Raw genomic sequence first — 18,820 nt, 5'->3', positions numbered from 1 at the left:
GATGGCGCGGGCTTTGTCATCGACCCGACGTTACGAGGGCAGTGGAACCGGCGGCGTCGCAGGCGGTGTTATGGCCGAGGTGGCCTTCACCAACCCATCCAATCCGTTGCCGGACAGCCCCACTTCCTTGATCAACTGATCGACCACCGGCGCGTAGGCGCGATATTTCAGGGCCGCGCCCACTGCTTGCTCGGCGAGGTTGCCCGAGCCATTGCCGAGCGTCGGGTCGCCCGCCTGCGCGCCGGCGGCGCCGGTGTTGAGACCGTCGACCTGCATGATGCGGATCGAGTCGATGTTCTGCATCGGCCGGACCGCCTCTTCGATGATCTTCGGCAGCGCCTGAATCAACGCCAGCTTCTCCTGCAGCGAGATCTGCGCACTCGAGAGCGTGTTGATGGCCTCATTCAAGGCGCGCTTACCGGCGGCTTCCGCTTCGTAATTTTCGCGGTTCGCCTTGGCGAGCGTACGGATCGCATCGGCCCTCGCTTCCGACGCTTCTTTTTCCGCGAGCGCCGACACCTTCACGCTGATGGCCTGGCGCTCCGCTTCCTGCGACGCGAGCACCAAGGTCACCTGCTTCTCACGTTCGGCCTTGGCGACTTCCTCGGCCGTCTTCACGGCCTGCTCGGACTTCACGGCTTCGGCCAAAGCCAGGTTGGCGCTGGCCTGAGCCTTGGATTGCTCCTCGGACTTCTGCGCAATCGAGATCGCTTTGTTCTGATCGGCGATCTCCGTGGCGCGCAGCTGTTCGATAGTCGCAATCTTGACTTCGCGCTCGGCTTCGACGACGCGCTGGCGCACGGCCTGTTCCTTGGCGACTTCGGCTTCGCGAATCTGGCGTGCCGCGGTGATCTTCGCTTCCTCGGCTTCCCGAGAGCGCTCTGCTTGCACCTTGGCGACGATGGCTTGCTGCTCGGCCTCGCGAGCGGAGACTTCCTGCGACTGCGCCAGCTCGGCGAAGCGCTTCTGCCGATCGATCTCCAGCTGCAGTTGTTTGGCTTCGAAGTTCTTGCGCGAGATCGCAACGGACGTGTCCTGCTCGATCTCATTGCGCTCACGGTTGCGACGCTGCGTCTGTTCGGTGAGCCGCGTCAGACCTTCGGCGTCGAACGCATTGTTGGGATCGAAGAATTGCATCGCCGTCTGGTCGATGCGGGTCAGCGACACGCTCTCCAGCTCCAGACCGTTCTTCAGCAGATCCTCGCTCACGGCGTTCTGCACGCCCTGGATGAAGTCCTGACGTTTGTCGAGCAGCTCCTGCATGGTCATCGATACCGCGGCGGCGCGCAGCGCGTCGACGAACTTATCCTCGACCAGTTGTGACAACTGCTCGGGGTCGATCGTGCGTTGGCCCAAGGTCTGCGCGGCATTTGCGATGCCTTCCTTGGTCGGCACGACCCGCACGAAGAACGCCACGACCACGTCCACCCGCATGCGGTCCTTGGTGAACAGCGAGTCCTTGCCGAAACGCGTCACTTCGAGCTTGAGCGTATTCATGTTGACGAGAATGGTCTCGTGGAACACCGGAAAGACGATGGCGCCGCCATCCATCACGACCTTCTGCCCGCCCAAGCCGGTGCGCACGAAGGATCGCTCTTTCGAGGAGCGGCGATACAGCCGCGAGAAAATGATTCCTATGACCAGCAGCGCGAAAAACGCGATGCCCGCCAGGATCAAATTGTCCAGGATCAGATCCGACATCGGTGACTCCCCAGCAACGTTGACAATCCGTGGAAAAAGCTCAGATCAAATCGGGCCAGGGATTCACCGCCCCGGCAAACCGATTTCCGGACAGGCGCTTGTTGAGCAGCACGCGTTCCCCGCTTTGAAACGTCATGCCCTCCGCTTCCGGCTCGACCATCACATACAGCATCTGTCCATGCTCATTCGCCACCTTCGCCTGCGCCGGATAACCCGGTCGCGCGGTGCCATTCACGATGGTCGCGACCCGGCCGACCAGCGAGTCGAACGAGACCGCATAGGTTTGATCCTGTGGAATCACGCGCGCCAGCCCCGCCCCGGCGAAGCGCACGACCGGCAAAGTAATGAGGAATGCAACAATCGCCGCAATCGACGGCGGCGCCCAGAAACCGAACATTTGCCGCACGACCAGATTGAGCCCGAAGCCCGTCAGCGCAAAGCTCGCGAGGAATAGCACCACCAGCACGAGCGCCGGCACGCGGCCGAACGAGAGCCAGCCGAGCAGCTTGTCGAACACGCCCACGTGGACATCGCCGGGCTCGGGAAGCAAATGCTGCAGCGATTGGGAAAGACTCGACCCCAGGACCATCGCAATCCCTTCTACGATCGCGATCAGCAACAGCAGGAAAGTTGCTACGGTGAATGGCCAGGTTTCTGGGGCGAACAGCACGTGTTGTTTATCCCTCAACAATAAAAGCCGTTGCGGGCAGTATCCGGACAGCAAGCCATCAATGCAACGCACCGCCGGTGAATGACCACCCGCTACCGGCGAAATCGCACTTGCCCCGCGAGCGGTTGTTATTTTAGTCTCTACTAAATTAAGCATTGGCTACATCCATGAGCGTCTTCGCAGCCCTGGCTGATCCAACCCGGCGTGGCATCGTCGAGTCGTTGGCGCGCGGCGCGCTGTCTTCCGGCGAAATCGCCGAGCAATTCGATATCAGCGCCTCGGCGATCTCCCAGCACCTGAAGGTGCTGCGGGAGGCGCAGATGGTCCGGGTTCGCGCCGAGGCCCAGCGCCGCATTTATGAGCTCGATCCACAAGGGGTGAACGAGCTCGCGGGCTGGGTGGATGAGTTGCGGAGTTACTGGGCGACGAAGTTCGATGCTCTCGAGGCCGAGCTGCGCAAACCCGCCGGCAAGTCACGCAAACGTTGAGAGGTGATGCGATGGTCAAAGCGGAACTGCACGAACGCGGTGAGATGTCGAACGTTCCCTGCGTCACTTTCACTCGCCTGCTGCCCGGCCCGATCGAGCGAGTGTGGGCTTATTTAACCGATCCGACGAAGATGCCGACCTGGTATGGCGAGGTCGCGCTGATCGAGCCGCGTCAGGGCGGCGAGGTTCGTCTCGTCGATGGCCACATTCGCGGCATAGTCACGCAGTGGCAGCCGCCGAGAAAGCTCGTTTACACGTGGAATGTGTTCGATGGCGGCGCAGCGGACGATGCAGTGTCTGCGTATCCCGAGTCATATCCCACATTCGAGCTGGAGCCGCGCGGTGAAAAAGTGCTACTGACGTTCAAGCACTTCCCCATCCTCGACCGCTTCGTCCCGCAGAATGCAATGGGCTGGCACACCATGCTCGACATGCTGATCGCCGCGCTCAACGATCAGCCGATCAAGGACCGTGTCGAATACGTCACCAAGAATGCGGCGCTCTACGGCGTCGATCTGAAGAACCTGGCGCGCTGACTCCACGCTGTTTGCGATCGATTTCTGGACGACGTATAATTCTGCACGTCGTTCACTTTTCGTGATTATCATGGTCGAGCCGGGTCGTCGCGAGCGCAAGCGTCAGGAAAAGCTGGATCACATCGCGCAGACAGCTCACCGTCTGTTCGAGACGCACGGCTATGACGCGGTCACGATGGAGCAGCTCGCCGTCGCTGCCGACGTGGCGAAAGGCACGCTCTACAGCCATTTCCCCGTGAAGGAAGCTGTACTCGCGCACTGGCTCCACATGCAGCTGGAGCAGGATCTCGAACAGCTCCTGCCGATCTGCCTTGCGCAAGGCAGTTTTAAACGGGGCATGCGCAAGCTGCTCGACGCCTCGGCCGCCGGCCTTGAACAGCATCGCGAATATTTGCTTCCTTATCTGCGCTACCGATTCGTCAACGTCGGTCAACCGCACGCCAACGCGAACGACGCGCGTTCTGATCTCGTCCGAGCCTTCCTGGCGTTGATCGCGGCCGGTCAGAAATCTGGCGAGTTGCGGGATAGCCAACCGGCGCCGCGCCTCGCTCTCTTCTTTCATTTTCTATATCTCGCCGCGCTGATGCGCTGGCTGGCCGAGCCGAAGTCCGACCTGCGTGAAGAGCTCGTCGGCGCGCTGGATCTGTTCTTGAAAGGCTCGCTCAAAGCGAGTGCCCCGACCGGCAAGCGTCCTTCCAAATCATGAAATTCCTCGTTCTGACCTACGGCACCGACGGCGACACTCGACCACTCGCAGCGTTGAGCCGCGCATTGATGGATGCCGGCCACGAAGCTCATCTACTGGCAGATGGAGCATCGCTCGGCACAGCAACCGCGCTCGGCGTGCCGGCCACCGCGATAGCCGGCGATATCCGGCAGGCGCTGCGACACGACGGCGCGTCTGCGGGCTTGTTCGAGAAGAACAGCGTCAACAACACGGCAAGGGAGCTGGCGCGAATCGCGAACGAAAACGCCGAGCATTGGCTCCGCTCAGCCGTGCAGTTCGGCAGGGGTTGCGACGCCATCATCATCTCGGGGCTGGCCGGTTTCGTTGGCCTGTCCGCCGCCGAGTATCTGGGGGTGCAGCCCCTTGGCACGGGATTGTTTCCTCTCACGCCGACCAAGGCGTTTGCGTCCCCTTTCCTGCCGCCGGGCAAACTGCCTCGCATGTTCAATCGATTGGGTCAGCATCTGATCAACAACCTGCTCTGGAAGGCATTCCGCAAGGCGACGAACGAAGCTCGCGCACGCGTGTGCGGCCTGCCACCGCGCAAGTCGCTGTGGGTCGGCCATCCCATGTTGTACGGAGTGTCGCGGAATTTGTTGCCGAGACCCGATGATTGGCCGAGCAACGCGCTCGTCTGCGGTCAGTGGCTCGTACCCGCCAAGCACTGGAGCCCGCCCGCCGAACTCAGCGCGTTTCTCGCTGCCGGGGAACCGCCGGTTTATATCGGCTTCGGCAGCATGGGCGGCTTCGAGCCTCGACGCATGCTCGAAGCAATCGTCGGTGGAGTGGCCGGTCGCCGCGCGTTGTTCTATCCAGGCTGGAGCGGCGTCGACGTTTCGCAGCTTCCCGCAAACATTCTTGCCATCGGCGACACGCCGCATGATTGGCTGCTGCCGCGAACGTCAGTAGCTGTCCACCACGGCGGCTCCGGCACGACGCACTCAGCTGCACGCGCTGGCATCCCATCGGTCGTCGTGCCCTTTGCCGGAGATCAGGCCTTCTGGGCCGATCGCCTCTATCAAGCAGGCGTCGGGGCCAACCTGTCCAGCTGGAAGGCGTTGAATGCCACCTCTCTGGCCGAAGGGATCCGATTCGCGGAACAGGCGGAAATACGAGCGCGCGCACGAACGCTGGGCGAAAGGATGCGCGCGGAAGACGGGTTGAAGACGGCTGTAAAGGCGATCGAAGCGCTAATTGCCTGACGAACCTTCGGACTTCGGCTCATGCGAAGAGATCTGCTCGATCGGCGCGCCGTAGAGCATCTCGATGCCTTCCATGTTCGGCAGGCGGTGCGCGATGCCCTTGTGGCAATCGATGCAGGTATGTTCGTCGCCAGCCAGCGCCGTCGAGTGAACGTACACTGCACGCCGGCTTTGACGCGTCCAGTCCATATATTGGTACGCGTGACAGTTGCGACACTCGAGCGAATCGTTTGCTTTCAGGCGTGCCCACTCGTGCTTGGCGAGATTCAAGCGCTCGTCCAGAAATTTTTCGCGGGTATTGATCGTGCCGAAGATCTTGCCCCACACTTCTTTCGAGGCCTGCATCTTGCGGGCAATCTTGTCCGTCCACTCGTGCGGCACGTGACAATCCGGGCAGGTGGCGCGCACGCCGGAACGGTTGCTGTAATGGATCGTGCTCTTCAGCTCGGCGAACACGTTGTCGCGCATCTCATGGCAGCTCGTGCAGAATTGCTCGGTGTTGGTCGCTTCCAGCGCAGTGTTGAACCCGCCCCAGAAAATGATGCCGCCGATGAAGCCGCCAATCACCAGAAAGCCGAGGCTGAAATAGCGGCTCGGAGAGCTCAGCACCCGCCACCAGCCCACCGCCCTGTCGAATAGCGCCTTCACTCCTTCTTTTCCTTCGCTGCCGGCTTTTCCTTCGCTGCCGGCGCCGGCGGATCCGCCAGCCGCTGCTCCTGGTCGACCAGGTCGTACACATCGACGAAGCGATTGTCCACTGGCGGCCGCGCATCGGTCTGGACCACGTGGCACTGAGTGCAGAAGTAGCGTCGCGGCGAGATCTCGGCGAGGAAGTTTGCGTCCCGATCCATATAGTGAGTTGCGCTCACCATCGGAGCGCCGAACTCCTCGTTACGCACGCGTGAATGACAGTACATGCAGAAGTTCACGTTACGCGTGAGCTCGTATCGATCGATGGCGTGCGGAATCGTGGGCGGCTGACTCGTATACGCGCGCCCTCGCCGCACATCGAAGTTCTCGACCGTCGCCATGCGCGGGGCCTTTGGTTCTTGATTGAGCGGCGTTGGGCCGCGCAGTCCTTCGAGATTGTCGGCAGCCAGCGCTGCGCTGAAGCACAGCACGCCGATAATCGCGACTCGTCGTACGCGGGGCGTCATCACACCGCTCCCATCGGCACGATCTTCACCGCGCACTTCTTGAAGTCGGTTTGTTTCGAAATCGGATCGGTGGCGTCCAGTGTGCACTTATTGATGAGCTGGGACGCGTCGAACCAAGGCACGAATACGACACCTCGCGGCGGCTTGTTACGTCCACGTGTTTCGACGCGCGAGCGCATCTCGCCCCGTCGCGAAACCACTTTCACCTCGACGCCTCGGCGTACGCCGAGGGCTTCGGCATCGTCGGGATGCATGAACACGACCGCGTTCGGAAACGCCTTGTACAACTCGGGCACGCGGCCCGTCATCGAGCCGGAGTGCCAGTGCTCGAGCACACGACCGGTCACGAGCCAATAGGTGTACTCGGCATCCGGCGCCTCGGCTGCCGGCTCATAGGGGAATGCGAAGATGTTCGCTTTGCCGTCCGGGTTGCCGTAGAACCTGAAACCCTCGCCGGCCTTGACGTAGGGATCCGAGCCTTCGCGATAGCGCCAGCGCGTTTCTTTGCCATTCACGACCGGCCAGCGCAGCCCGGGCACTTCGTGATACTTGTCGAACGGCGCCAGATCGTGGCCGTGACCGCGGCCGAACGAGGCGTATTCTTCCCACAGGCCCTTCTGCACATAGAACCCGAACGCCTTCGACTCGTGGTTCTCATAGTCCTTGTTCAGATCGCTCAGGGGATAACGATTGACCTGGCCGTTGGCGAACAACACGTCGAACAGCGTCTTGCCGCGATAGCTCGGATTCGCGTTCAGCAACTCGGCAGGCCACACTTCGTCGGTCTTGAATCGTTTCGAGAACTCCATCAACTGCCACAGATCCGAACGCGCCTGGCCCGGCGCATTGACGAGTTGGTGCCAGAACTGCGAGCGCCGCTCGGCGTTGCCGAATGCGCCCTCTTTCTCCACCCACATCGCTGCCGGCAGGATCAAGTCCGCGGCCTGGGTCGTCACCGTCGGATAAGCATCCGACACGACGATGAAGTTCTTGGGATTGCGATAGCCGGGCAACACCTCTTGATTGAAGTTGGGCGCGGCCTGGACGTTGTTGTTGACCTGCACCCAATAGGCGTTGAGCTTGCCGTCGGTCAGCATGCGGCTCTGCTCGACGGCGTGATAACCCACCTTCGGGCTGATCGTGCCGTGAGGCAGCTTCCACAACTCCTCGGCATGCTTGCGATGCTCGGGATTGGTCACCACCATGTCCGCGGGCAATCGATGCGAGAACGTTCCGACTTCGCGCGCTGTGCCGCATGCGGAGGGCTGACCGGTGAGCGAGAACGGGCTGTTGCCAGGTGTGGCGATCTTGCCGGTCAGCAAGTGCAAGTTGTAACAAAGATGGTTCGCCCAAACGCCGCGTGTGTGTTGATTGAATCCCATCGTCCAGAATGAGACGACGCGCACCTTCGGGTCCGCGTACAGCTCGGCAAGCTGCTTCAGCCAGGACTCCGGACAACCAGACACCTTGGCAGCGTGCTCCAGCGTGTACGGCTTCACGAAGCGCGCATAGTCCTCGAATGACATCGGCGAGGAATCGCCAGCGCGCGAGGCGTTCTTCGCCTTTTTTTCAAGTGGATGCTCCGGGCGCAATCCATAGCCGATGTCATCGACACCGCGCTTGAAGTTCACATGCTTGCCGATGAAGTCGCGATTCACCCGCCCGGTCTCGATGATGTAATTGGCGATGTAATTCATGATCGCCAGATCCGACTGCGGCTGCATGACCAGCGGAATGTCGGCGAGATCGAACGAGCGGTGCTCGAACGTCGAAAGCACCGCGACTTTGACCTTCGGCTCCGACAAGCGGCGGTCCGCGACACGCGACCAGAGGATCGGATGCATCTCCGCCATGTTCGAGCCCCACAGCACGAATGCATCGGCGGATTCGAAGTCGTCGTAGCAGCCCATCGGCTCGTCCATACCGAAGGTGCGCATGAAGGCGTAAGCCGCCGACGCCATGCAATGCCGGGCATTCGGATCGAGGTTGTTGCTGCGGAAGCCGCCCTTCATCAACTTGTTGGCGGCATACCCTTCCCAGATGGTCCATTGGCCCGAGCCGAACATGCCGATGGACTCCGGCCCGTTCGCCTTGAGCGCCTCCTTGAACTTCTGCGCCATGATGTCGAACGCAGCGTCCCAGCTGACAGGCGTGAACTCGCCGTTCTTGTCGTAGACGCCGTCCGTCATCCGCAACAACGGCTGCGTGAGCCGATCTGCGCCATACATGATCTTCGACAGGAAATATCCCTTGACGCAGTTGAGCCCGCGATTGACCTCGGCGTTCGCGTCGGCGTGGGTCGCCACGACGCGATTGCCCTTTACCGCCACGCGCACGCCGCAGCCCGTGCCGCAGAACCGGCAAGGCGCCTTCGACCATTTCAGTTTGGTGAATTGCGATTCGGTAATGATGTTCTGGGCCGGCGCATTCGAGCTCGCCGCCGCGATGGCCGATGCCGCCGCGCTACGCCGCAGGAACTGTCGTCGATTGATCGTCATGTTGTTCTTCCAGGGACGAAGCACTTTCCATCAAGTGCGCCACGATCGAAACGGTGAGCACGCCGGAGAGCTGCTGTAACTCAGTGGTGGCGTCGGCGATAGCTCGGCTGTCCGCCGATTCGAGAACGATCGCGACTTTGCCGGAATGTCCGGTTTCGTGCAGTTCGGCTCCGGGCATCGTCCCGATCAGCGCGCGCACGGCCTCGCAACCTGTCGGCGTGGCTTGAACCAGCAAGCTTGCGATGTGGACGATGGGCTCGTCCGCATCGCTCGCACCAGGCCCGAATGTCAGAAAGTCACGACGCGAAAGCCAGCGCATGGCCACCCTTACACCGACGGCGGCCCGGCGATGAGTTGATACATCCAGACCGCAAAGCCGTAGCCAGCGACGATGAGCACCGCCAGGATGGGCGCCAGGATGAATGTAAGAAAGAAAAACACGGCGAATTCGCGCCGTTTCTCGGCTTGCATGCGACGCATTCTATGCGGACAGTGCTTAGGGAGGAAACCATGGATTTTCCGAGAGGAATTGCGCGGAGTTCCTGAGCGCATTTCATCGCGGCCGGGCCGCACGCTGCCGCGTTGCGAGCCCTGCCGTGCAGGCATAGACTGACCTGACCCATGTCATGGCCGCACGGGAGTTCCTTCCATGAGCGATATGACTAGGCGCCAGTTCCTGGCGATCACCGGCAGCGGGCTGGCGGGTTCCAGCCTGGCGCTGCTGGGATTCTCGCCGGGCCCAGCGCTGGCCGAGGTGCGTGAGTTCAAGCTCTCTCGCGCCACCGAGACGCGCAATACCTGTCCCTACTGTTCGGTGTCCTGCGGCTTGCTGATGTATTCGCTCGGCGATAAGTCGAAGAATGCGACGGCGAGCATCTTTCACATCGAGGGCGACCCGGATCACCCGGTGAATCGCGGCACCTTGTGCCCCAAGGGCGCGGCGCTGATCGACTTCATCCACAGCCCGAGCCGGCTGACGCACCCGGAATATCGAGCGTCGGGCTCGGATCGCTGGCAGCGCATTTCCTGGGATGAAGCGCTGGAGCGCGTCGCCCGGTTGATGAAACAGGATCGGGACGCCAACTTCATTGCCAAGAACGCCGAAGGTCTGACCGTCAACCGGTGGCTCACCACCGGCATGCTGGCGGCCTCGGCGAGCAGCAACGAAGCCGGCTACATCACGCACAAGGTCATCCGCAGTCTCGGCGTACTGGCGTTCGACAATCAGGCGCGTGTGTGACACGGCCCGACGGTGGCAGGTCTTGCCCCGACGTTCGGCCGTGGAGCGATGACGAATCACTGGGTCGACATCAAGAATGCCGACCTGGTCCTCATCATGGGTGGCAACGCCGCCGAGGCGCATCCGTGCGGTTTCAAGTGGGTCACAGAAGCCAAAGCGCACAACAAGGCGCGGCTGATCGTCGTCGACCCTCGCTTCAACCGCTCGGCTTCGGTCGCCGATGTCTATGCCCCGATTCGCGCCGGCACCGACATCGCGTTCCTCGGAGCGGTGATCAATTACCTGCTGACGAACGACAAGATCCAGCGCGACTACGTCACTCACTACACCGACGCGAGCTTCATCGTAAAGGAGGAATTCGCGTTTCAGGACGGTTTGTATTCGGGCTACGACGCCGACAATCGTCGCTACGACAAGTCCAGCTGGGATTATGAGTTCGGCGACGATGGCTTTGCGCGCGTCGATCCGACGCTCGCGCACCCACGCTGTGTGTTGAATCTGATGAAACAACACTACTCGCGCTACACACCCGAAATGGTCGAGCGCGTGTGCGGCACGCCGCAACAGAAGTTCCAGCAGATCTGCGAGATGATCGCCTCGACGGCGACACCGACTCGCGCCATGACGATCATGTACGCGCTCGGCTGGACACAGCACTCCATTGGATCGCAGATGATTCGCTGCGGAGCGATGGTACAGCTGTTACTAGGAAACATCGGCGTCTCCGGCGGCGGCATGAACGCCTTGCGCGGCCACTCCAACATTCAGGGCCTCACGGATCTGGGCCTGCTGTCCAACACACTGACTGGCTACATCACCTTGCCGCACGACCGGGAGCAGGACTATGAGAAATACGTGGCGGTGCGAGCCTTCAAGCCGCTGCGTCCGAATCAGGTGAGCTACTGGCAGCACTTCTCGAAGTTCTTCGTCAGCTTGCAGAAAGCCTGGTGGGGTGATGCCGCGACCGCCGGGAATCGCTGGGCCTACGACTATCTGCCCAAGATCGACAAGCTCTACGACATGCTGCAGGTCTTCGATCTGATGGAACAGGGGAAGATCAACGGTTATCTCGCGCAGGGATTCAATCCGCTCGCCGCCGCGCCCAACAAAGCCAAGATGACGGCGGCGCTGTCGAACCTGAAGTTCCTGGTGATCATGGACCCGCTGGTCACGGAGACGTCGGAGTTCTGGCGCAACTACGGCGTCCACCACGATGTCGACTCGAGCAAGATCCAGACGGAAGTCATTCGTCTGCCAGTAACCTGCTTCGCCGAGGAAGACGGCACGCTGGTCAACTCGGGGCGCTGGCTGCAATGGCATTGGAAAGGCGGTGAGCCGCCCGGCGAAGCGCGCACCGACATCGAAATCATGGCCGAGCTGTTCAATCGGCTGCGCAAGCTTTATCAAACCGAGGGTGGCGCGTTTCCGGATCCCATCCTGAATTTGTCGTGGCCGTATATTCGTCCCAACAGTCCCACGCCCGAGGAACTGGCCAAGGAATACTCAGGCCGCGCGCTCACCGATCTGGTCGATCCCAAGAATCCAAACAACGTGGTGCGCAAGCGCGACGAACAGCTCGCTGGCTTCGGCGAGCTGCGCGACGACGGCTCGACCGCGAGCGGCTGCTGGATTTTCTGCGGCGCCTGGGGGCCGACCGGCAATCTCATGGCTCGACGCGACAACTCGGATCCGACCGGCATTGGCCAGACATTGAACTGGGCCTGGTCGTGGCCGGCGAACCGGCGCGTGCTCTACAACCGGGCGTCGTGCGATCTCGACGGCAAGCCGTTCAATCCGGAACGCCCGCTGATCCGGTGGAACGGCAAACAGTGGGTCGGCGCCGACATCCCGGACTTCAGGATCGACGACGATCCTGCGGCCGGCGTCGGGCCCTTCATCATGAATCAGGAAGGCGTCGCGCGCCTGTTCGCCCGCACCAACATGGCTGAGGGTCCATTCCCGGAACACTATGAGCCGTTCGAATCCCCGCTCGGCTACAACCCGCTCAGTCGCAACGAGCCGCGAGCCGTCAGCAATCCGGCAGCACGCATCTTCAAAGCCGACCGCGAAGCGCTCGGCAACGTTGCACAGTTCCCACACGTCGCGACGACGTATCGATTGACGGAGCATTTCCACTATTGGACGAAACATGTCCGCCTGAACGCCATCACGCAGCCCGAACAATTCGTCGAGATCGGTGCAGCATTGGCCGATGAGCTGGGAATTGCCGCCGGCGATCGCGTCCGGGTCAGCTCGAACCGCGGGCACATCGAAGCCGTCGCGGTAGTCACCAAACGCATCCGTGCACTGAACATCGACGGCAAGACCGTGCACACCGTGGGCATTCCGATTCACTGGGGCTTCACCGGCCTCGCCCGCCCCGGCTATCTGGCCAACACGCTGACGCCCTTCGTCGGCGACGCCAACTCGCAGACCCCGGAGTTCAAAGCGTTCCTGGTCAAGGTCGAAAAGGTGGCAGACGCATCGCCAGCCTCGGGCCAGAAGTCGTGAGGAGCCGGCCATGGCATTGCAATCACTCGATATCGTCCGACGCTCCGCCACCACGACTGCATCGCCGAGCGTGCGACAGGCGCAGACCGGCACGGTCGCGAAGCTGATCGATACGACCAAGTGCATCGGCTGCAAGGCGTGCCAGGTCGCGTGCATGGAATGGAACGACCTGCGCGACGAGATCGGCACCAACATCGGCGCCTACCAGAATCCGCACGATCTCACCGATCAATCCTGGACGCTGATGCGTTTCGCCGAGTACGAGAATCCCGACAAGGGCAACGACCTGGAATGGCTCATCCGCAAGGACGGCTGCATGCATTGCGCCGATCCCGGCTGCCTCAAGGCCTGCCCCGCGCCGGGCGCGATCGTGCAGTACTCCAACGGCATCGTCGACTTCCACCAGGAGAATTGCATCGGCTGCGGCTATTGCATCGCCGGCTGCCCGTTCGACATTCCGCGCATCTCGAAGCGGGATCACAAAGCGTACAAGTGCACACTGTGCTCGGATCGCGTCGCCGTAGGCCTCGAGCCCGCGTGCATCAAGTCCTGCCCGACCGGCGCGCTCGTGTGGGGCACCAAAGAAGATATGCAACATCACGCCGCAGAGCGAGTCGAAGATCTGAAGTCGCGCGGCTTCGACAACGCGGGCTTATACGATCCGCCAGGCGTGGGCGGCACGCATGTGATGTATGTGCTTCATCACGCCGACCAGCCGCAGCTCTACAACGATCTACCTGCGGACCCACATATCAGCCCGGCCGTTGGCTTGTGGAAAGGCGCCACCAAGCCACTCGCATTAACCGGCATCGTGCTGACCGCACTCGCCGGCTTCTTCCACTACATCCGCATCGGTCGGAACGAAACGCACGAAAGCGACGAGCAAGCCGCCGCGCGGGAAACGGAGCGCGCTCGCCATGAGTGACCCTACGAATGATCCATCACGCCGCACGATCCAGCGCTACACGCCCAATGAGCGCACCAATCATTGGATCGTCGCGATCGTTTTCGTGTTGACCGCAATCTCCGGGCTGGCGTTGTTTCATCCGGCGCTCTATTGGTTCAGCGTGTTCTTGGGCGGCGGCACGTGGACACGAATACTGCACCCGTTCCTCGGGCTGATCATGACGATCGCTTTCGTGGTGCTGGCGGCGGCGATGTGGAAGTTCAACAAGATGGAAGCGCGCGACTGGCAATGGCTGCGCCAGGGGCGCGACGTGATCAACAACCGCGAGGAGCGCCTGCCGGAAGTCGGCCGGTTCAACGCCGGGCAGAAGCTGGTGTTCTTCGTATTCATCGCCTGCATCCTGGCCCTGCTGCTGTCCGGCGTCGTCATCTGGCGTGAGTATTTCTCCCTGTACTTTTCGATCGGGTTGATCCGCGCCGCCGCGGTGGTCCACGGGGTCAGCGCCTTCATCCTGATCTGCGCCGTCGTCTTGCACATCTACGCGGGCATCTGGGTGAAGGGGTCGCTTGGCGCCATGACGCGTGGTACCGTCACGCCTGGCTGGGCCTGGAAACACCACCGTGCCTGGTTCCGGGAAAAGCTCCATGCAACGCATCCTCGACCCCGGTCAGATTGAAGCGTTCGCGCAACGAAATATTCAGCGATTGCGCCTTCCCGATCGCGCGCGCGTATTTTCCACACGCGCCACGCGATTGCGCCAGCAGAGCGAGCCTGGCGCAATCGGTCATTCCATCGGCGACTATCTGCAACTGATGGCGCATCTCGCCGACGCTCAACAGACCGCGCTCGCCAGCATCGAGCCTGCCTTGCCGAATGCCGAGCAAGTTACCCACGCTCAGACGTTTCATATGCCGATTGTTGCGGTGGGCAGTTGGCGTCGTGAAGAGCATTGGCGTGAGTCGCTGCGCTTGATTTGCGACGCTCTCGCGGCCCTGCCGGAGATCTCGGGCCAAGTGCGCTCTGTCTGCGATCGCCTGCGGGCTCTGAAGCCAGAGCAGCTCGAAGCGCAAGCGGAGGATCTGTTAGGCACGCAAACATCGCCGGTCGATGCCGCTTCCGCTCCGTTCGTGATGGCAGCACTGCAGGTGTACTGGGTGGCGCTCGCCAGCCGCATGAACATCGATGATATCCGGGAGCTCGACGTTCCCGGAGTATGTCCGACCTGTGGCACGTTGCCGGTCGCGAGCATCGTACGCGCCGACTCTCGATCGCAGGGGCTTCGCTATCTGCACTGCTCTCTGTGTGCAACCGAGTGGCACATGGTCCGCGTGAAGTGCAGCCATTGCCAGAGCACGAAAGGCATCAGCTACCAATCGATCGAGAGCGGACCGCGCGGCATTCGCGCCGAATGCTGCGATACGTGCCATACGTACCGCAAGATCCTGTATCAGGAGGAAGACCTCGCAGTCGAGCCAAGCGCGGACGATCTTGCCAGTCTCGCGCTCGATCTGCTGCTCGGCGAAGCGGGGTATCGGCGTGTCCACCCGAATCCTTTGCTCTGGAACCCGTCATGATCATCGGCACCGCCGGCCACATCGATCATGGCAAAACCTCGCTGGTGCGGGCGTTGACCGGTATCGACACCGACCGCCTGAAAGAAGAAAAGGAACGCGGCATCTCCATCGAGCTCGGCTACGCATATACGCCCCTGCCGAACGGCGACGTGCTCGGATTCGTCGATGTGCCGGGACATGAGCGGCTGATTCATACGATGGTCGCTGGCGCCTGTGGCATCGACTTCGCCCTGCTGGTCATAGCCGCCGACGACGGAGTGATGCCGCAGACTCGCGAGCATCTGGCCATTCTGGAACTCCTTGGCGTCACTCGTGGCGCCGTGGCGCAGACTAAAGTGGATCGAGTGCGTCCCGAACGTGCGCGCGAAGTGGAAGCAGAAGTACGAACCCTTCTGCATCACACAGCATTGGCGACTGCACCGATCTTTCCAGTGAACGCCACCGCTGCCAACGAGCCGGGTATCGCCGGCCTTCGCAAGCATCTTCACGAAGCGGCCACAAATATGCCGCCGCGTAGCAACGACGGTCTTTTCCGGCTGGCAGTGGATCGCGTCTTTACCCTGCCCGGCCACGGCACGATCGTCGCCGGCACAGTATTCTCAGGGTGCGTTCACGTGGGTGACAATCTCATTGTGATGCCCCGCGGCCTTCCTGCGCGGGTGCGTAGCATTCATGCGCAGAATCGTTCGAGTGAGAACGGCGTGGCCGGTCAGCGCTGCGCACTAAATCTCGCTGGCATCGAGAAAAGCGCTGCCTCGCGTGGCGACTGGCTGGGTGATCCGCGTGTGCTTGTCGCAACCAAACGCGTGGACGCGAGAGTTCATTTGTTAGCTGACAGTAAACTGAAGCTTTCGCCGGGAACCTCCGTTCACGTACACCTCGGAGCCGCGCACGCTCTCGCGCAGCTGATGCTTCTCGACTCGGAGCATTGGGGAGCTGGCAAATCGGCGCGCGCACAACTTGTGGTCGAGACTTCGATCTGCGCGCTCCCGGGCGATCGATTCATCATCCGCGATGCGCAGGCCGCCCACACGATTGGCGGTGGCGTGGTGCTCGACTCGTCAGCTCCGTCGCGCAAACGCCGCTCAGAACAGCGCCTGCGTTACCTCGATGCAGTCGAGAAGATGCTCGCAGGACAAGGTCTCTCGCAGTTGTTGGCAGATGCGCCGAACGGCGTAGCCCTAGCTGATCTCGAGCGATTGACCGGCCACAAGGCAACCAGCGTGATACTTCCGGTCGGCACCCTCACGAGGGGCGCGAATCAGGATCAGTTCGCCATACCAGAAGTTGCTTGGGAGGCGCTGCGTGAAAGTGCACTTCATGCCTTGCGAGAATTTCACGCGCAGTTTCCGGATGATCCCGGTCCCGATAGTGGCAGGCTGCGGCGAATAGCACGACCCGACTTGCCTGCACCGCTGTGGGCTGCACTCGTGGACGAGCTCACGAATGACGGCTCCATGACTCGTCATGGGCCATGGCTGCAACTCCCCGATCATGCCGCGGCGCTTTCGGAGAGCGATCAAGAGCTCGCTGGTCAGTTGCAATCTCTCATTGCGCAGGCGCGTCCCGAGCCACCTTGGGTGAGAGATCTGGCCAGTGCGGTTCGACAGCCCGAAGAACGGGTGCGCCAGATATTGCGCCGGCAGGTCGCCTGCGGAACGGTCTGCCAGATCGTGCACGACCTGTTCTACGACAGCGATCGCGTCGACACGCTGGCGAGCGTCGTAGCCTCACTGGCTCGGGAACAAGGAAGTGTCGATGCCGCGAGTTATCGGGATGCGATCGGGCTGGGCCGCAAGCGATCCATCCAGATTCTGGAATTCTTCGACCGCGTCGGCTACACGCGGCGCGTTCATGATGTCCACGTGCTGCGCAAGGACAGCGGTTGGAACGTGGGACATTCCCACTAGTACAGAGAAGGCAGGACTGCTCACGAGTCCTGCCTTCGAGTCGCTCAGATCATCGGGCCGAAACGCTCGACCAACGAGGCTTTGCAGGTCGCATCGCTGGTCGGCACCGAGCCCGCAGCGAAGCCCGCCGGCGCGAGGCCGCTCCAGTTCTCCAGGTCGTCGCCGAAGTCGAAGCGATAGTCGAGGCCGGTGGCGTTGGTGCCAACCGCCTTGAGCAGCATCGAGCGCGCGCCGCCGGCGATATCGAGGCTCAGCGTCAAGGTGTGATCGTCCAGCAGGCTCCAGTGACCGCCGACCAGCAGCGCTCCGTTCGGATCGGTGCTGCTCGTCGTATCGAAATCGCCGTCGTCGCCGCTGTAGCGGACGCAGACTTTGATATCGCCCGAGCGCGCGCCGTTGGCGCCGGTGACGAACAACAGCGCATCGCCCTGCTCATCCGGCTTGTCGATGGTGACCGAGAACGCAGTATTGACGAGCGCTGCGAATGCGGTCGCGGCTTCTGCCGGAATGGTCGCGCTCGCGCTGATCGTTGTGGAGTTCGGATCGAAATTGAACTGCGGGTCGACCAGCAGGCCAACGTCGATGTCGCTGCCGCCCAGTCCCTTGAGGTCCACGCCGAATTCACCCGCCGTGATCTGCGAGCGAGCCCAATCGTACAGATCGTCCAGCTCGGGATCGTTCGGATTGTTCAATGCACGCTCGGCAGCGATCCGCTGCAGTCGCAGCATGGCCATCACTTCTTCCTGCGTCGCCGAGCCGTTCAACGCGGCGAGCATCTCCTCGCTCAACGCGACGATATCCGCCGTGCTCTGTAACAGCGACTGGATTGCGCTTTCATTCGGGAGCTGGTAGCTGCCCGGCATGATCTGGCCAGGATTCGCCGCCGCGAAGATCGATTTACGCGCCAGCTCTGCCAGCTGGTCGGTGGAGCCGAACGTGGGCTCGAAAATTCCCGAGCCGGTGTCGATACCCTCGATGAGCTGCGCCGACATCGCGATGTAGCTGTTGGCCCAGATGCTGCCTTCGATGTCCTCGAAAGTCGCAGGCGGCAGCGTCAGATCGGCAGCTGTGCCGATCATCTGCGAAATGATCGCCGTCATCTGCGCGCGGGTGATGTGTTCGATGTTCCCAAACGGATCGCTATCGAAACCCGCGGAATCCAGGATGCCTGCCTTGAGGAGCGCCTCGAACTTGGCCTGTGCGGTATTGCCGGCGTCCGCGACCATGCTGGTCTGCGGCGTCACCAATCGCAAATCGTCGCGGTCCAGATCGCTCGAGCGCAGGCTGAGCATGCCCTCGAACGGCAGCTGGGTGACCGTGTCGTAGCCGCCGGTGACGCGAATCACCACTTCGGCGTCCGCAGCGATCGTGCCGCGCAGACAGTACTTATTCAAGCCGCCAGCAGCGCAATAGTCGGTGCTGGTGCGATGGTTGTACGAGAAGTAGCCGTCGCTGTCCGTCAGCGCACGCGGCTCGAAGGCGTCGAGCTTGGCGTTCGCGTTCTGATCGACGAACACGGTCGCGCCGGCCAGATAGCCGTCGATCGCACGGGCATGAAACACTCGGCTGCTTGCACCGCCGTTGCCGCTCGGATTGCTGCCGACGTCCTGTGTGCCTTTGCTGCCGCCGCCACACGCCGCCAGTCCGACCATGCTGCTGGCGATCGCACCCGCCAGAATCTGCTTACGAATTTTCATTC

At 61.8% G+C, this 18,820-nt stretch carries 17 protein-coding genes; 9 read left to right on the top strand and 8 right to left on the bottom strand.

Going from position 1 to position 18,820, the window contains the following annotated elements; genetic code table 11:
• Nucleotides 1-30: 30 nt before the first annotated feature.
• Complete coding sequence (locus EK373_RS30865; protein WP_129649221.1) at nucleotides 31-1,701, bottom strand: flotillin family protein; 1,671 nt, start codon at nucleotides 1,699-1,701, stop codon at nucleotides 31-33.
• Nucleotides 1,702-1,741: 40 nt separating this feature from the next.
• Nucleotides 1,742-2,371, bottom strand: a complete 630-nt coding sequence (locus EK373_RS30860; protein WP_157994622.1) for a YqiJ family protein — start codon at nucleotides 2,369-2,371, stop codon at nucleotides 1,742-1,744.
• Between the two features lie 167 nt (nucleotides 2,372-2,538).
• On the opposite strand from EK373_RS30860, the gene EK373_RS30855 reads away from it, so the two are divergent.
• The 4 genes from EK373_RS30855 (at nucleotide 2,539) to EK373_RS30840 (ending at nucleotide 5,324) form a co-directional block, all read left to right on the top strand.
• A complete protein-coding gene (locus EK373_RS30855) occupies nucleotides 2,539-2,859 on the top strand; it encodes an ArsR/SmtB family transcription factor (RefSeq protein ID WP_129649219.1) in 321 nt (106 codons plus the stop codon).
• A gap of 11 nt (nucleotides 2,860-2,870) precedes the next feature.
• Nucleotides 2,871-3,395 (top strand): SRPBCC family protein, encoded by a 525-nt coding sequence (locus tag EK373_RS30850; protein WP_129649218.1) that lies wholly within the window; start codon nucleotides 2,871-2,873, stop codon nucleotides 3,393-3,395.
• Nucleotides 3,396-3,465: 70 nt separating this feature from the next.
• Nucleotides 3,466-4,101 carry a TetR/AcrR family transcriptional regulator gene (locus EK373_RS30845; RefSeq protein ID WP_129649217.1) on the top strand — a complete coding sequence of 212 codons (636 nt, stop codon included), beginning with the start codon at nucleotides 3,466-3,468 and terminating at the stop codon, nucleotides 4,099-4,101.
• Nucleotides 4,098-5,324 (top strand): glycosyltransferase, encoded by a 1,227-nt coding sequence (locus EK373_RS30840; RefSeq protein WP_129649216.1) that lies wholly within the window; start codon nucleotides 4,098-4,100, stop codon nucleotides 5,322-5,324. Before EK373_RS30845 ends, EK373_RS30840 begins: the two co-directional genes overlap by 4 nt.
• Here the strand turns inward: EK373_RS30840 and EK373_RS30835 are convergent.
• Genes EK373_RS30835 through napE form a run of 5 tightly spaced genes read right to left on the bottom strand, consistent with a single transcriptional unit; the run spans nucleotide 5,313 to nucleotide 9,450 of the window.
• A complete protein-coding gene (locus tag EK373_RS30835) occupies nucleotides 5,313-5,972 on the bottom strand; it encodes a NapC/NirT family cytochrome c (protein WP_129649215.1) in 660 nt (219 codons plus the stop codon). The genes EK373_RS30840 and EK373_RS30835 overlap by 12 nt on opposite strands.
• Complete coding sequence (locus tag EK373_RS30830) at nucleotides 5,969-6,481, bottom strand: nitrate reductase cytochrome c-type subunit (RefSeq protein ID WP_129649214.1); 513 nt, start codon at nucleotides 6,479-6,481, stop codon at nucleotides 5,969-5,971. Before EK373_RS30830 ends, EK373_RS30835 begins: the two co-directional genes overlap by 4 nt.
• On the bottom strand, nucleotides 6,481-8,979 hold the full coding sequence (gene napA, locus EK373_RS30825) for a nitrate reductase catalytic subunit NapA (RefSeq protein WP_129649213.1): 2,499 nt from the start codon (nucleotides 8,977-8,979) through the stop codon (nucleotides 6,481-6,483). The genes EK373_RS30830 and napA overlap by 1 nt, the downstream gene beginning before the upstream one ends.
• The gene (locus tag EK373_RS30820) at nucleotides 8,945-9,298 is read right to left on the bottom strand and encodes a chaperone NapD (protein WP_129649212.1); all 354 of its coding nucleotides are present in this window, start codon (nucleotides 9,296-9,298) and stop codon (nucleotides 8,945-8,947) included. Before EK373_RS30820 ends, napA begins: the two co-directional genes overlap by 35 nt.
• An 8-nt stretch (nucleotides 9,299-9,306) precedes the next feature.
• Nucleotides 9,307-9,450, bottom strand: coding sequence for a periplasmic nitrate reductase, NapE protein (napE, locus tag EK373_RS30815; protein ID WP_161816411.1), 144 nt, complete (start codon nucleotides 9,448-9,450; stop codon nucleotides 9,307-9,309).
• Nucleotides 9,451-9,628: 178 nt separating this feature from the next.
• Between napE and fdnG the strand changes: the two genes are divergently transcribed.
• Genes fdnG through selB form a run of 5 tightly spaced genes read left to right on the top strand, consistent with a single transcriptional unit; the run spans nucleotide 9,629 to nucleotide 17,121 of the window.
• Nucleotides 9,629-12,730, top strand: a complete 3,102-nt coding sequence (fdnG, locus tag EK373_RS30805; RefSeq protein ID WP_157994621.1) for a formate dehydrogenase-N subunit alpha — start codon at nucleotides 9,629-9,631, stop codon at nucleotides 12,728-12,730.
• 10 nt (nucleotides 12,731-12,740) lie between these two features.
• Nucleotides 12,741-13,655: a formate dehydrogenase subunit beta gene (gene fdxH, locus EK373_RS30800; RefSeq protein WP_129649208.1), complete on the top strand. Its 915-nt coding sequence runs from the start codon at nucleotides 12,741-12,743 to the stop codon at nucleotides 13,653-13,655.
• Nucleotides 13,648-14,313, top strand: coding sequence for a formate dehydrogenase subunit gamma (locus tag EK373_RS30795; RefSeq protein WP_129649207.1), 666 nt, complete (start codon nucleotides 13,648-13,650; stop codon nucleotides 14,311-14,313). Before fdxH ends, EK373_RS30795 begins: the two co-directional genes overlap by 8 nt.
• The gene (gene fdhE, locus EK373_RS30790; protein WP_129649206.1) at nucleotides 14,282-15,211 is read left to right on the top strand and encodes a formate dehydrogenase accessory protein FdhE; all 930 of its coding nucleotides are present in this window, start codon (nucleotides 14,282-14,284) and stop codon (nucleotides 15,209-15,211) included. Before EK373_RS30795 ends, fdhE begins: the two co-directional genes overlap by 32 nt.
• Nucleotides 15,208-17,121, top strand: coding sequence for a selenocysteine-specific translation elongation factor (gene selB / locus EK373_RS30785; protein WP_129649205.1), 1,914 nt, complete (start codon nucleotides 15,208-15,210; stop codon nucleotides 17,119-17,121). Before fdhE ends, selB begins: the two co-directional genes overlap by 4 nt.
• 44 nt (nucleotides 17,122-17,165) lie before the next feature.
• On the opposite strand, the gene EK373_RS30780 is transcribed toward selB, so the two are convergent.
• Entirely contained in the window at nucleotides 17,166-18,818 is a 1,653-nt protein-coding gene (locus EK373_RS30780) for a hypothetical protein (RefSeq protein ID WP_129649204.1), read from the bottom strand.
• Nucleotides 18,819-18,820: the final 2 nt, after the last annotated feature.

Origin of the sequence: Peristeroidobacter agariperforans (genome assembly GCF_004138335.1) — a bacterium.
GTDB classification, from domain to species: Bacteria; Pseudomonadota; Gammaproteobacteria; order Steroidobacterales; family Steroidobacteraceae; genus Steroidobacter; species Steroidobacter agariperforans.
The sequence above is the reverse complement of the archived record's forward strand: the minus strand, read 5'-3'. Positions and strand labels throughout refer to the sequence as shown.

Coding starts and splice junctions, on each gene's coding strand:
- EK373_RS30780 (WP_129649204.1), bottom strand. CDS start 18,818: ATGAAAATTCGTAAGCAGATTCTGGCGGGTGCGATCGCCAGCAGCATG.
- napA (WP_129649213.1), bottom strand. CDS start 8,979: ATGACGATCAATCGACGACAGTTCCTGCGGCGTAGCGCGGCGGCATCG.
- EK373_RS30845 (WP_129649217.1), top strand. CDS start 3,466: ATGGTCGAGCCGGGTCGTCGCGAGCGCAAGCGTCAGGAAAAGCTGGAT.
- fdhE (WP_129649206.1), top strand. CDS start 14,282: ATGCAACGCATCCTCGACCCCGGTCAGATTGAAGCGTTCGCGCAACGA.
- napE (WP_161816411.1), bottom strand. CDS start 9,450: ATGCAAGCCGAGAAACGGCGCGAATTCGCCGTGTTTTTCTTTCTTACA.
- EK373_RS30830 (WP_129649214.1), bottom strand. CDS start 6,481: ATGACGCCCCGCGTACGACGAGTCGCGATTATCGGCGTGCTGTGCTTC.
- selB (WP_129649205.1), top strand. CDS start 15,208: ATGATCATCGGCACCGCCGGCCACATCGATCATGGCAAAACCTCGCTG.
- fdxH (WP_129649208.1), top strand. CDS start 12,741: ATGGCATTGCAATCACTCGATATCGTCCGACGCTCCGCCACCACGACT.
- EK373_RS30850 (WP_129649218.1), top strand. CDS start 2,871: ATGGTCAAAGCGGAACTGCACGAACGCGGTGAGATGTCGAACGTTCCC.
- EK373_RS30795 (WP_129649207.1), top strand. CDS start 13,648: ATGAGTGACCCTACGAATGATCCATCACGCCGCACGATCCAGCGCTAC.
- EK373_RS30820 (WP_129649212.1), bottom strand. CDS start 9,298: ATGCGCTGGCTTTCGCGTCGTGACTTTCTGACATTCGGGCCTGGTGCG.
- EK373_RS30840 (WP_129649216.1), top strand. CDS start 4,098: ATGAAATTCCTCGTTCTGACCTACGGCACCGACGGCGACACTCGACCA.
- EK373_RS30865 (WP_129649221.1), bottom strand. CDS start 1,701: ATGTCGGATCTGATCCTGGACAATTTGATCCTGGCGGGCATCGCGTTT.
- EK373_RS30855 (WP_129649219.1), top strand. CDS start 2,539: ATGAGCGTCTTCGCAGCCCTGGCTGATCCAACCCGGCGTGGCATCGTC.